This window comes from Rummeliibacillus pycnus (assembly GCF_050459865.1).
In the GTDB taxonomy this organism is placed as follows: Bacteria; Bacillota; Bacilli; order Bacillales_A; family Planococcaceae; genus Rummeliibacillus; species Rummeliibacillus pycnus_B.
In genome coordinates, this window is sequence record NZ_JBCMNM010000017.1 from 1 (window position 1) to 13,305 (window position 13,305).

Genomic DNA, 13,305 nt, shown 5'->3' on the forward strand with positions numbered 1-13,305 from the left:
GCCCGCGGAAAGCGAAGCTATTTCCACATCATTCAGTTAAATTGCATCGCTAAATGGTTTTTACTTATACAGCATGTATATAAAAGTAATGGGTTAATTCGTCATCGTTTCGATTGAATGAAAGGAGAAGCTAAAATGCAACAAATTATACAACAGGAACAAACAACAAGAAAAAATCGAAATCATTCTAAAGAGGATTTACTCTTAATTGGAAAAGGCGGTTATATTTCGCCAAATGATTATTTATGGGAAGATGTACTATTAAGTGTTACGCTAAAAAAACCTGTGTTACTTAAAGGTCCTGCAGGTTCTGGTAAAACTAAAATGGCGGAATCATTCTCTCACTTTTTCAGTCAACCAATGCATAGTATTAACTGTTCAGTTGATCTAGATGCTGAAAGTTTGCTTGGTTTTAAGACAATGGTGCAAAAAAATGGCCAAACAATGATTGAATTTATAGAGGGCCCAGTCGTCAAGGCAATGAAGCAAGGCCATCTACTTTATATTGATGAAATTAATATGGCGAAAGCTGAAACTTTACCGATTTTGCATAGTGTTTTGGATTATCGTCGAATGTTGACCAATCCATTTACAGGAGAAGTGATACAAGCGCATCCTGATTTTAGCATAGTAGCTGCAATCAATGAGGGGTATATTGGAACAGCTCCAATGAATGAAGCATTAAAAAATCGCTTTGTTTCATTTAGTATTCCATATTTAGATGGGGAACAATTAAAAGAATTATGGCAAAATAGATTTCCTACAGTATCGAATGAACTGCAAACATTGATGTTACAAATTGCAGGGGATTTAAAACAACAAGTAATTAATGGTTTATTAAGTGAAGAAGCTGCATCAATTCGTAGCTTACTTGATGCAACAGAATTAGCACAATATATGGATCCACTTCGAGCTATTCGTTATGCCGTAGCTGAAAAATTAGATGATCAGAGTGAAAAAGATTTAGTGATTGAGTTAGCAAAAACGTGGATGAAGTGAGGTTTTTTAAATGGCCGAACTAAGTCGCTTTATACAATTTAATAACGAACAAATCGATCCAAGGCAAATGTTACATTATGAGCAACTCGCAAAAGCCCTTGCAAATGCTCCATATCTATCTATTACAGAAAGACAATTAATTGAGATGCGACCACAAGAACAGCAAATTGCGATAAGTGTATTTTGGAGACATCGTGATGAGGAAACAATGAATTTGGGGCGTCTTTCGGATCTTTATTTGTTAACAACTGGTTTTTGGCAAGAATTTGAGGTTGATGACTGGCTTACCCTCGAAGAAGAAATAAAAGATTATCCACTAAAAAAATTATTCAAACAACTAGTCCTACTTGTTGAAGAATTTCGATTAATGGACGGTGTTGTGGAAAAAAGACCAGGCACGTTTAAAGCATTTCAAATAAGAAGAAATACGTATATTGATTCGCACAAACATAGATTTGAAGTGAATTGTCAAAAGGGATTTGTAGCAGATGCGTTAGTCAATTATTTATATTTGGCAGCGCATGAAGGAATGATGAAATTACCTCAAAACGAAATTTCTGAGAAATTTGAATCAACTCTTTATCCTTTTCAACAAATTTATGATATGAAATCGACTAACGATAGTATCAATTTGATTTACCGAGTGATGCCTTATATAGAAGAGAGTATTACAAAAGACCTTATGCTCAATTATTATGCATTGATGGATTCAATCCCTGAAGCGGCAAAATTCCATGAGCATAAAGGAGTAAAGGGCCAAGAATGTGGTAATCAAAAAAATGCAAAAGCAACGATTGAACAACTATTTCGGACTTGGCACAGAGAAACGCAGGAAGAAACAGGTGTACACTTGAGATATGAACTTGAACGAGGAAATGCTGGTAAGGCATTAAGCCAAGAAGCAGAAGAAGGTCAAGATGGCAACGAAATATCAGAGGAAGGTGTAGGAGGGACTCCAAATTCAAATACAACTCCACAAGTTTCATCTTTTAACGATGCAAAAAAACTACCAAGAGGTAAACGACAAGCGGGAAAAGATTACGGGGAGCAAAATGCAAATGTTGTATTTGAAGAAAAGAGAATTGAACAAACCAAAGATATACAAGTATTGACAACATTAGCAACATGGCGAGCAGCACAAGCTCCAAATGTAAAAGCGTTAACAACAGAATTCCGAAAACGACTGGCACAAAAAGAAATTGCTAAAAGAGAGCATTTATCAAAAGGAAGATTAGATTCTTCCAAATTAGTAAATTTTCTGTTAGAGGATCGCCCAAAACTTTTCTATCAAAAAAATGCGCCTGCAAAGCCATTAGATGCCGTTTTTGGTTTACTAATTGATGGTTCTGCATCCATGCTGGATAAAATGGATGAAACCAAAAAAGCTGTTTTGCTATTCCACGATGTGCTTCGACAAATGAAAATTCCACACGAAATGGTTTCATTTTATGAGGATGCTTATGAAGCAACAACTGAAATTCAGCCAAATACTTTTGAATGGCTGCATAAACTAGAGGATGGCCAGAAAGATAGCGGTGCAGCTATAATGTCACTTAAGGCACATGAAGATAATCGTGATGGATTTGCAATTCGTTGGATGACAAAACGGTTAAAACACCGTGATGAAAAACATCGCTTCTTACTCGTTTTTTCTGATGGTGAACCATCGGCATTTGAATATGCTCAAAATGGTGTTAAAGATACTGCAGAAGCAGTTTTGGAAGCAGAAAAACAGAATATACAAGTACTCCACTTATTCTTAAATACCGAGATGCCAGGAGAAGAGCAATTACAACTTTTTCATATGATCTATGGTACGCATACAGTTGCAGCAGACAGTGTCGAAAAATTTACAGATGTTACATTAAGATTGTTGCGAAAGATGATATCTTTAGTCATCCAAAGCCAATAGTATAAAAATAGAGAAGGGGAGTAAGCTGATATACTTTAGCTTACTCCCCATTAATTTTAATATGGTGATCTTTCTTGATGCTTTGTGTGAATGGATAAAAGACGTTGTTTTAGATCTTCTTCCATACGTGCAATTTCAATTTCTGCAGCTTTTCGTTTTTGACGACCATCTGCTTGGATTTGTAAGGTTTCTTCGATTGTAGAAATTAGATTTTCTTGAGTTTTCTTTAATGTTTCGATTTCCACTAAACCACGTTCATTTTCCTTGGCGGTTTCTATTGTATTAACTTTTAACATTTCAGAGTTTTTCAGAAGTAGGTCATTCGTAGTTTTCGTTACTTGTTTTTGTGCTTCTACGGCTTTACGCTGATTATTTAAAGTTAAGGCAATAGCAATTTGATTCTTCCATAATGGAATAGCAGTCATAATGGAAGATTGAATTTTTTCCGCCAAAGTTTGATTTGTTTGTTGAATCATTCGAATTTGTGGTGCTGTTTGAATCGTGATTTGACGGGATAACTGTAAATCGTAAACACGTTTTTCAAGACGATCTACAAATTGTGCAAGGTCGTTAAATTCCTGTACATCCATTTGATCCTGAGAGGCTTCTGCTTTTTGTTTCAATTCAGGTAGCATTTTAGAGACAATTTCCTCTTTTTTTAATTCAGCAGCAGCAATATAAATATTTAAAGCCTGAAAATAGGTTTTGTTTTGCTCATAAAGTTGGTCTAACATATGAACATCTTCTACAAGACCTGTTTTCGAATGCTCTAATTGAATACCAATTCGATCTATTTGTGTACTTAATTTCTGATATTTTGTCATAAGCTCTTGCAAAGAACGGGAAACGCGACCAAAAAATTTACGAATGCCACTTTTTTCACCTTTTTGGAGTTCTTCAGGGTCAAGTTCATTTAATTTGTCCATCAAATCTTTCAGAACATCACCTACTGGCCCGATATCTTTTCTTTGTACATGATCAAGCATTTGATGAGAAAAACGGGATAGTTCAGTCTGGGCATTCGCACCATAAGTTAAGATTGATTCATAATTGCCAACTGGTATTTGTTCTGAAAGTTGCTTGGCTTTTTTCTGATCTTCCTCTGGTAAACGTTCAAGTACAGAAGGAGCTTTTTGTTCAAGTGGATTAACAGTAGATTGCAATGGTTCAGGTTGTAATTCAAATGGATTACTTAATAAATCATCCATCGACTTTGATGAATTAGAAGATGAATTGGTCATTTAGATTCTCCTCTCATGGTTGCAGAAGTTTGCTTTTGAGCTGTTGATAATTGTGCGAAATCTAATTCCATTTTAAGTTCTTCAATGTCTGTTGCTAGTACAGAATGAAGGTCTTCTTGCATAATATTATTTAGATCTTCTAAAGTTTCGCGTGTTTCTTGTAAAGCTAAGTGAACATCCAGATTCTTGATCGGTTGAGAAGATAATAAAGCGTATTTCTCGGTTAATTCACTAGCTGAATGAAGATGAGCGTAGAAAAATTGTTCAGCCTGATAAAATTTTTTAGGGTTTTTGAGAACAATATTTACAATTCTTTTCGCAAGGCGATTCATTTCAAATAGTTGCTTAAATGTTGAAATGGAACGGACCTTGGTGTAATTACGGTTTAAAATTCTAAGCTGGCTTTGAGCTTCATCTAGTTGTTCTAGAATATGTTTGTATTCTGAGCGAGTTAGTCCAATTTTTTTTAAGTAACTGTATTGTTGAATGTTCTTAATTATAAAATTAGACGGGAAATACATAGTGATTGATATTAAAGAGCTTATCCAAAAATTAATGTCAAAATTAAATGTACATACTAGCCATACAGATAGCATTACGATTATATTGAGAAAATTTCTTAAGATAAATTGTCCAAATTTAAGCAATAGATTTGCCTCCTTCTTAAGCTCTTACTTTTAGTACGATTGAAGCGTGAGAAAGTTTCATCTTTTTACTAATAAGAGTACGTGATTTAAGTTTAATTACAATATTTTATTCAATGATTATCATTGTTATTTTAATATATTGTAACGTTGTATGCGAACGAAAAGGCCGACGAAGAATTTTTGCTTGTCGGCCCAGTTTCTTCTTATTATATAATTTAAAGTATTAAACGTTCTTTTTCAATTTTTTCGACTAGTTGGTTTATAATAATCAGTACTTTAGATGAAGAAACTTTCTTGCTCAATATTAATAGCTGATTGAAATGATCGCATTAAGTCAAATGCCTTGGCAGGTTTAAATCCAAAGTTATACAATATAAGTGTAGTCACATAAATACAAATTGGTTAAACAAGGCAATTGGTTATTTAGGTTAATATTTAAAATTTCTAAATAAGTTAAAAAAATCCACTACTTCATCGACGTTTTTTCATCTCGTGAAGCATTAAAAAATGTATGTTTTTCTAAAATACATTTCTAAGTTAGGTCTAATTGATGTAAATATATAGTTCCCCCTACTAAAAGGAAAATGATTTTTATAGTTATTTTTTCACATAGATTACTTGGATTATAGATAGATTAGAGTGTAATTTGTAAACGTCTAACAAAAAATGATTAAAGGGTTGACATATAATGTACAAGGTTATTTATATAAAAGCAGATTATGAGCCATGGTGGCAGTTTGAAGGTTGGGAAGAGACCATTGTTGAAGAGAACATATTCGATAACAAAGAAGAAGCTAAACGTTTTTTAGTTAATACTTTGAAAAGATTTGAGCAAAAATATGTACATCATGCTCATAAAAAGGATCGATTTTGGGCATTTTGGTCGGATGATGAAATTCAATTCTGTGAAGCCTGTGATGATGATATTCAAACTTATCACGGGATTATATGGGAAGAAAAAAATTGACCCAAGTTGAAAGTAATAAATTTTTTGAAAAATCTTCAATTTTGTTGACATTGATTTATTACGTGGTATACTATGTTTAACAAATGAAATTGATTTACCGCAAACTTCCATTCACATATTACAAAAAGTGATCGGCTTGTCATCGGTACTTTATGTAATATGTGAATTTTTGTTTTAGGTCGTTAATTCTTATTTGTTCACTTTTATTTTTGGAGGTTTTCTCACATGAAACAAGGTACAGTAAAATGGTTTAACTCAGAAAAAGGCTTCGGTTTTATCGAAGTTGATGGCGAAAACGATGTATTCGTACACTTCAGCGCAATCCAAGGCGAAGGCTTCAAAACTCTTGACGAAGGTCAAAAAGTAGAATTTGAAGTAGTTGAAGGTAACCGCGGACCACAAGCAGCAAACGTTACAAAAATTTAATTTACTGCTTATAGGGGTAACTCGTTTACCCCTTACTTTCAAATACATAGTTTTGGGTGTATCACATTTATATATTACAAAGGGTACCTGGCGAATAGATACTTTTTGTAATATGTAAATCTTTGATCTCGGTTGAAAATTGCGTATTGATTTAAAATTTTTATTTATTTGGAGGTTTCAATTATGAAACAAGGTACAGTGAAATGGTTTAACGCAGAAAAAGGCTTCGGTTTTATCGAAGTACAAGGTGAAGATGACGTATTCGTACACTTCTCAGCAATCCAAGGCGATGGCTTCAAATCTCTTGATGAAGGTCAAAAAGTAGAATTTGAAGTGGTTGAAGGTAACCGCGGACCACAAGCAGCAAACGTAACTAAATTCTAATCTTAAATAGTAAAAGAGCATCCATAAAGGGTGCTCTTTTTTTGTTAATGAATTTATTTGAAATTGTTCAAATTTCTTAAATGAAATTCATGATTCGGTTTTATAGAATGTACTACTAATATTGATTGTGAAAGTGGTTTGTAATTACTACTTATTTTAATAAAATTTATTCCGAAATGTGTAAGATAGGTAAGGTATATGAGTTTTGAGGTAATCAATAGTTATGCTAGATTAGACAATACTATTTGGTATGGTATTCTAAAAATTAAACGAAAAGTAGTAGGAGAGATATAGCACAAATATATTTGTTAGATAATTCAAAGTCTTACTTATATATTTTGTATATATCCAAAATATCTTGAAATAAAAAAGAAAAGGGGATTAGTAGTCAGTGTTTGACTGCTAATCCCTTCAATTGGTTTAAAGTGAATAGTTTAGATTGATTAATCTAAGTTGTTTTGTTCTTTCCATTCAAGAAACTCATCATAAGTTAATTGTTTATCTAAAATTGAACCATCTTTACGAATTTCAATTACACGATTCGCAATTGTTTGGATAAATTGATGGTCATGAGATGTGAAAATCATAGCGCCTTTAAAACTAATAAGACCTTCGTTTAACGCTTGAATAGATTCAAGATCAAGATGGTTTGTAGGTTCATCTAAAAGTAATACATTTGAGTGAGAAAGCATCATACGAGAAAGCATACAACGAACTTTTTCGCCCCCTGAAAGAACAGCAGGATTTTTCTTAACTTCTTCACCACTGAATAGCATACGACCTAAGAAGCCGCGTAGGAAGGTTTCTGTTTCATCCTCTGGGGAGAATTGACGTAACCATTCTACTAATGTTTTTTCTGAACCTTTAAAGAACTCATCGTTATCAAGAGGGAAGTAGCTTTGAGAAGTTGTTACTCCCCATTTGTAAGAACCTTCGAACTCTTCATCTTCACCAGCGATAATTTTAAGTAATGCTGTCTTCGCAATCGGGTTACCAAGAAGAATAATTTTATCTTCCTTGTTCATTGTGAAGCGAAGATCTTTAAATTGTGATTCACCTTCGATTGATTTTGATAAACCATCAACACTTAAAACATCATTACCGATTTCACGTTCCAATGAAAAGTTGATAAATGGATATTTACGGCTTGAAGGTTTGATATCATCTAATTCGATTTTATCAAGCATTTTTTTACGAGAAGTTGCTTGTTTTGATTTTGATGCGTTTGCAGAGAAACGAGCAACGAATGCCTGTAATTCTTTAATTTTTTCTTCTTTTTTCTTGTTTTGGTCATTTAACATTCTTTGAGCTAATTGACTAGATTCATACCAGAAGTCGTAGTTACCCACATAAATTTGAATTTTAGAGTAGTCAAGGTCCGCGATATGAGTACATACTTTGTTTAAGAAATGACGGTCATGGGATACGACAATCACTGTGTTTTCAAAGTTAATAAGGAATTCTTCTAACCACTGGATTGCTTTTAAATCTAAGTGGTTGGTAGGTTCATCTAGTAATAATACATCTGGTTTGCCGAATAGGGCTTGAGCAAGTAAAACTTTTACTTTTTCAGAACCAGTAAGCTCGGCCATTTTCATATAGTGCATTGATTCAGAAATTCCTAAACCTTGTAGCAAGATTGCTGCATCAGACTCAGCTTCCCAACCATTCATATCAGCAAATTCGCCTTCAAGCTCTGCAGCGCGGATACCATCTTCGTCAGTGAAAGGGTCTTTCATATAGATGGCATTCTTTTCTTGCATCACGTCATATAATCGTTTGTGACCCATCATGACTGTTTCTAGAACAGAATATTCTTCGTATTCGAAGTGATTTTGTTTTAAAACAGTAAGACGTTCACCAGGATTCATACTAACGTTTCCATCTTGTGGTTCGATTTCTCCTGATAAAATTTTCAAAAATGTAGATTTCCCTGCACCATTGGCACCGATTAAACCGTAACAGTTACCAGGTGTAAATTTAATATTAACGTCTTCAAATAGCTTACGGTCGCCATAGCGAAGACCTACGTTACTTACTTGAATCATGTAAGTACCTCCTTTTTCACAATATTACTATTATATCATGGATATTGTGAAAGCTCTATAGCATTATATCAGGTAGTGTATTTCTAAGATTTTCCTTTTTCCTTATACAGGCTGCTAAGGAATGAAGAAAATAAAAAAGAAGAGAGCAGTGAGCTCTCTTCGCAAATAGTTGATAAAATTATTTTTTCATTGAACCTGTTTTTACAAGGTTGTCATACATTTCAAATGCACGGTTTAAAATATGTGGTGTTTGAGCGTTACCTGTAGCTTCTACAGCTGCATTGTAGTAATCCCAAAGCTGTTCTCTAAAGTCAGGATGAGCACAGTTATTGATGATTAATGGTACACGTTCTTTTGGAGCTAAACCACGAAGGTCAGCAACACCTTGTTCAGTAACAATTACATCAACATCATGTTCTGTGTGGTCAACATGTGGCACCATTGGTACGATTGATGAGATTGAACCACCCTTAGCATATGATTTAGTAACGAAGATACCTAAACGAGCATTTCGTGCGAAATCTCCAGATCCACCGATACCATTCATCATTTTACTACCTGAAACATGAGTAGAGTTTACATTTCCGTAAATATCCGCTTCTAGAGCTGTATTAATTGAAATTAAACCTAAACGACGAATTACTTCTGGGTGATTTGAAATTTCTTGAGGGCGTAACACCAATTTATCAGCATATTGATCAAGATTTTCATATACACGTTTACCTAACTCTTCTGAAAGAGTAATAGATGTTGCAGAAGCAAAATCAACTTTACCAGCATCAATTAGGTTGAAAACAGCGTCTTGTAATACTTCTGAGAATACTTGTAGATGTTCAAATTCAGAATCAGCAAAACCATCCAAAACAGCGTTAGCAACTGAGCCTACTCCAGATTGAAGAGGTGCTAATGTGTTTGTTAGACGACCAGCTTTAATTTCTGAACGGAAGAAATCTAATAAATGGTTAGCCATTACTTGTGTTTCTTCATCTGGTGGCACGATTAAAGATGGTGCATCAGGTTCTTCAGAAATAACAATCGCTTTAATTTTCGCAGGGTCAATTTTAATGCCTTTTTCCCCGATACGAGTAGCTGCATTTGTTAAAGGAATTGGTTGACGTTTACCTTGTTCTTCTGGAACATAGATATCATGAATACCAATAAGTGATTCTGGATGCGAAATGTTTAATTCGACAATGATGTTTTCTGCAACGTCAGCAATGATTGGGTTATTACCGACAGAAGTTGTTGGAATTAAATAACCATCAGCTGTGATTGCAGCAGCTTCAAGGATAGCATATTTTAATGGTCCAAAGATTTCTTGACGATATTGTTCTGCACTATGAGATAAATGCATATCTGCAAACAGGATTTCACCTTTATTAATTAGTGTACGAATTCCTTTATCGCCTTGGAATGGTCCACGTTTACGAATAGCACCAGCTTCTGCTAAGTAATGGTCAACTTCTGGACCTAGTGATGCTCCAGTGTATACGTCGATTTTGAATTTCTCATTTTTAGCACGTTCAACAAGAGCCATTGGTACGACTTTAGCGTCACCTGCACGAGTGAAACCACTCATACCTACCACATCGCCATCAGAAATAAGTGAAGCTGCTTGTTCTGCAGATACCACTTTGTCTACTAATTCTTTTAATCCGATTCTGCTTTCGATTGTTGCTTCCATAATAAATACCCCCTAAAATGAAATGTTTACTCAACCTCATCCAATAGTATGTAACATGAAATTGTACAATATGTCTAAATACAATTTAATGATGACTTAATTTTTTTATAAAAAATAAGAATGATAGTTGAGAGCGCTCGAAACACTCTGAACAATAAATGTAATCGGTTTCTATCTATATATTTACATAAAATCACTAGAATAATCTACTATTTTCTTTTAATTTATAAAAAAAATTTTTATAGAGAAGTGGAGAGATTAAATATTTAAAGGTACTAATGGGGCATTTTTAATAAAAATAAAGTAAATGAATCAATTTCATAAATCCATTCTCGGTTTTTAAATAAGAACATTTTAACACATAACTTTTCACTATTCAGATTTAGATGTTCCGCTACAGACAGGAGCTTTCTGCGGGCAAGCATCAGATGTTTTCCTGTATCGAAAGTGAAACGTCAGGTTCAAGCCTCCTCGTTGCCACAGGACGTGGAGTTCTTAGACTCCGTTCCTTAATTTCGCTGCGGGGTCTTGATTCGCTTGCTCTTCCCGCAGGAGTTGCCTGTCTTTTGCTCTACAATGAACAAAATTGGATATCATTAAATATTCGTATATTTTATATGCAATTTGTATTACGAAATTGATTTAAATAAATGCAAATTTTACAAAAAAGCAGCCTCACTTGGAGAGCTGCTTTAAAATTAAAACCTATATCGATGTATAGAATTATTTATTTTTACCTGCTTCAAGTACAGCAAGAAGAAATTCAGGTCCTAATTCAGATAAATCACAACCAGAAGCATTTGGGTGTCCTCCACCATTATAAGCTTTCGCAACTTCTGATAAATTGACTACATTGCCAATCGAACGAAGTGAAACGCGGTTTTTGACTAAGCTGATGATAAAGACAACATCAATTTCTTCTGTGTATTTTTCTGCCAAATGGTTTCCTAACTCACTGTAGTAGGAGTCTGTTTCAACCACACCAATATTTAAAGGTGATTCATGTCCTTTTAGTTGGAAATTAGGGACGATGACCATTTGTTTTGATTTTTTCTTTAATACTTTACGAAGTTCATCTTTTGAAAATTCAAGATAGGTAGTATCTTCAGGCGTAAATAATTGACCATTTAAAATATAGTCCATACGTGCATGGATAAAATCATGTCTTCGTCTAGCGTAGAAAATTGTGTTTAAATCTGTCGCTTCTTGAATAGATAGCACATTCCAATCCCAAGTATCATATAAACGGATGTCTTCTACTAAATGTGCTAAACGATCAAAAAATAACTCTTTTTCAATGACTGAATACTCATTTGTCTTTTCAATTTCTTCGATTTCTTCATCCGATACATGAATTATAGGGGAAATTTCATATTCTGCATCTTTTAATTCTTTAAAGATTAATGTAGTTGCAGACATTTTAATATCATTTAATGTTGGTAGGACTGTAGCCCAATCATATTTGTTTAAAGCAACAGCTGATGCGTGGTGATCAATTAATATGGCAAAACGGCCATCTGGTTTTCGATTCACTTTTTCAATCATTTCAGCTGTTTCATCATTTACACTTAAATCAGTAATGATTAATAATTCATGATCATTCAATTCAGCTAAACGAGCTTGTACAGCTTCATCCACTTTACGTGTTTCAACATAATAAGGAGAGTGAGTTATCCCATAAGCACGGAGTACAATTGATGGGCCAACACCATCTAAATCTGTATGAGTAATTAAATGGATATGCTCATAATTTTGTAGTCTTTTTGGCAAATTTTTTAAATTCAAGTCTTTCAACGCCTTTCATATCAAACATAGGTTTACATTATAACATTATTTTGCTCGAAATAATCGCTGTGTGATGAAACAAATCGTTAGATTGAAAAAGAAGCTAGTCAAAGTTTTACCTTGACCAACTTCTTATAAACCCGGTTTTTCCTATTAACTGCAAATTAAGTTCCCATTAAAAATTAAAATATTGGCCAACAGAAAAAAGTGAAGGCAAAACAAAATCGATTTAAATAAAACTAAAGAGGGGAAGAAGAAAATCCCCACTTAGTTTTTCTATATAAAGGGGTGTCTAATAAGAAAGTTTTTTACAATTATTTGACACGCCACGATTATCTTAATCGATTGCAGAAAGTTCTGTATAAGTTTTACCATTAAATGTTTGTTTAATCAATCCGATTTGAGGTGCATAGTATGAGAAGTTTTTACCTTGACCATCTTGTACAACAACAACTTTTTTAAATAAGCCTGCTTTTGTTTTTACCGTTTTATTAGTAGCAACAATTTTCAGGGTTTGACCATCAAGTCCTTTCCAAGAACTGTTCAGTTTTACGGGATATTTGATCGCTAAAGTAGCGATTCCAATATCTTTATAACCGGAGTAAAGTCCTTTAGAAGTTTCATATTCCATTCTTCCATTCGCATCAGGTTCAGAATTGAAATACCAAAAATCTGTTAATGTCTTGTTTGCAGAATATTTATTTTTGAAATTTGCTTTGTAATAAGTACTAAAGCCAGACCCTCTATTTTCTGGTGAAAAATATGAATATGTGTTTCTTGTATTCATTGCATAGTGAGTATTTGAATTGGTTTTTGGACTATATAAATATTTTGTTGGAATATACCCTGTACCATATTGCAATGAAACCTTTGACCAACCGTTATTAAATTTCTTTAAAACAACTACACCTTGGCCATTTTTTATAGAATCTAATATATTACTTTTTGTTGACGATTTTTCGTATATTTTTACTGTTTTATTTGCTCGAATTAATTTAAAGTTCGAAATAGATGCTGTTTTGTATGTAGGAGTATGTTTACTATTCGTCACCTTTGTAACATTTGTAACATTTTCTGCTGCCGCGTTATTCACCGGTGTGAAAAACGATAAGGCTGTTCCAATAGCAAGAGTGGCGATCAATGTTTTTGACAGAATGGATTTGTTTTTCATTATTAATTCCTCCTTGGATAAACTATATATTACAATTGTTA

At 33.7% G+C, this 13,305-nt stretch carries 11 protein-coding genes; 5 read left to right on the plus strand and 6 right to left on the minus strand.

The genetic code is table 11. The features are described from left to right. Positions 1-135: 135 nt before the first annotated feature. Complete coding sequence (locus tag ABE048_RS04085; protein ID WP_430309313.1) at positions 136-999, plus strand: AAA family ATPase; 864 nt, start codon at positions 136-138, stop codon at positions 997-999. Positions 1,000-1,009: 10 nt separating this feature from the next. Further along, on the plus strand, positions 1,010-2,911 hold the full coding sequence (locus ABE048_RS04090; protein WP_430309315.1) for a vWA domain-containing protein: 1,902 nt from the start codon (positions 1,010-1,012) through the stop codon (positions 2,909-2,911). Between the two features lie 56 nt (positions 2,912-2,967). On the opposite strand, the gene ABE048_RS04095 is transcribed toward ABE048_RS04090, so the two are convergent. Both ABE048_RS04095 and ABE048_RS04100 read right to left on the minus strand, forming a co-directional pair. After that, on the minus strand, positions 2,968-4,152 hold the full coding sequence (locus ABE048_RS04095) for a toxic anion resistance protein (RefSeq protein ID WP_430309316.1): 1,185 nt from the start codon (positions 4,150-4,152) through the stop codon (positions 2,968-2,970). Further along, the gene (locus ABE048_RS04100; RefSeq protein ID WP_430309317.1) at positions 4,149-4,799 is read right to left on the minus strand and encodes a 5-bromo-4-chloroindolyl phosphate hydrolysis family protein; all 651 of its coding nucleotides are present in this window, start codon (positions 4,797-4,799) and stop codon (positions 4,149-4,151) included. Before ABE048_RS04100 ends, ABE048_RS04095 begins: the two co-directional genes overlap by 4 nt. Before the next feature lie 688 nt (positions 4,800-5,487). Between ABE048_RS04100 and ABE048_RS04105 the strand changes: the two genes are divergently transcribed. The 3 genes from ABE048_RS04105 (at position 5,488) to ABE048_RS04115 (ending at position 6,576) form a co-directional block, all read left to right on the plus strand. After that, positions 5,488-5,766 carry a DUF1033 family protein gene (locus tag ABE048_RS04105; protein WP_430309319.1) on the plus strand — a complete coding sequence of 93 codons (279 nt, stop codon included), beginning with the start codon at positions 5,488-5,490 and terminating at the stop codon, positions 5,764-5,766. Positions 5,767-5,991: 225 nt separating this feature from the next. Continuing rightward, on the plus strand, positions 5,992-6,192 hold the full coding sequence (locus ABE048_RS04110) for a cold-shock protein (protein WP_430309320.1): 201 nt from the start codon (positions 5,992-5,994) through the stop codon (positions 6,190-6,192). Positions 6,193-6,375: 183 nt separating this feature from the next. Next, positions 6,376-6,576 (plus strand): cold-shock protein, encoded by a 201-nt coding sequence (locus ABE048_RS04115; RefSeq protein WP_430309321.1) that lies wholly within the window; start codon positions 6,376-6,378, stop codon positions 6,574-6,576. Between the two features lie 443 nt (positions 6,577-7,019). Here the strand turns inward: ABE048_RS04115 and ABE048_RS04120 are convergent, their stop codons facing one another. The 4 genes from ABE048_RS04120 to ABE048_RS04135 form a co-directional block, all read right to left on the minus strand. After that, the gene (locus ABE048_RS04120) at positions 7,020-8,624 is read right to left on the minus strand and encodes an ABC-F family ATP-binding cassette domain-containing protein (RefSeq protein WP_430309322.1); all 1,605 of its coding nucleotides are present in this window, start codon (positions 8,622-8,624) and stop codon (positions 7,020-7,022) included. A gap of 178 nt (positions 8,625-8,802) precedes the next feature. After that, a complete protein-coding gene (locus ABE048_RS04125) occupies positions 8,803-10,308 on the minus strand; it encodes a succinate CoA transferase (RefSeq protein ID WP_430309324.1) in 1,506 nt (501 codons plus the stop codon). A 723-nt stretch (positions 10,309-11,031) separates the two neighbouring features. After that, positions 11,032-12,093 carry a DHH family phosphoesterase gene (locus ABE048_RS04130; protein WP_430309325.1) on the minus strand — a complete coding sequence of 354 codons (1,062 nt, stop codon included), beginning with the start codon at positions 12,091-12,093 and terminating at the stop codon, positions 11,032-11,034. Between the two features lie 337 nt (positions 12,094-12,430). After that, positions 12,431-13,264 (minus strand): SH3 domain-containing protein, encoded by an 834-nt coding sequence (locus tag ABE048_RS04135; RefSeq protein ID WP_430309327.1) that lies wholly within the window; start codon positions 13,262-13,264, stop codon positions 12,431-12,433. Between the last annotated feature and the right edge of the window lie 41 nt (positions 13,265-13,305).

Coding starts and splice junctions, on each gene's coding strand:
- ABE048_RS04090 (WP_430309315.1), top strand. CDS start 1,010: ATGGCCGAACTAAGTCGCTTTATACAATTTAATAACGAACAAATCGAT.
- ABE048_RS04115 (WP_430309321.1), top strand. CDS start 6,376: ATGAAACAAGGTACAGTGAAATGGTTTAACGCAGAAAAAGGCTTCGGT.
- ABE048_RS04135 (WP_430309327.1), bottom strand. CDS start 13,264: ATGAAAAACAAATCCATTCTGTCAAAAACATTGATCGCCACTCTTGCT.
- ABE048_RS04125 (WP_430309324.1), bottom strand. CDS start 10,308: ATGGAAGCAACAATCGAAAGCAGAATCGGATTAAAAGAATTAGTAGAC.
- ABE048_RS04085 (WP_430309313.1), top strand. CDS start 136: ATGCAACAAATTATACAACAGGAACAAACAACAAGAAAAAATCGAAAT.
- ABE048_RS04105 (WP_430309319.1), top strand. CDS start 5,488: ATGTACAAGGTTATTTATATAAAAGCAGATTATGAGCCATGGTGGCAG.
- ABE048_RS04110 (WP_430309320.1), top strand. CDS start 5,992: ATGAAACAAGGTACAGTAAAATGGTTTAACTCAGAAAAAGGCTTCGGT.
- ABE048_RS04095 (WP_430309316.1), bottom strand. CDS start 4,152: ATGACCAATTCATCTTCTAATTCATCAAAGTCGATGGATGATTTATTA.
- ABE048_RS04120 (WP_430309322.1), bottom strand. CDS start 8,624: ATGATTCAAGTAAGTAACGTAGGTCTTCGCTATGGCGACCGTAAGCTA.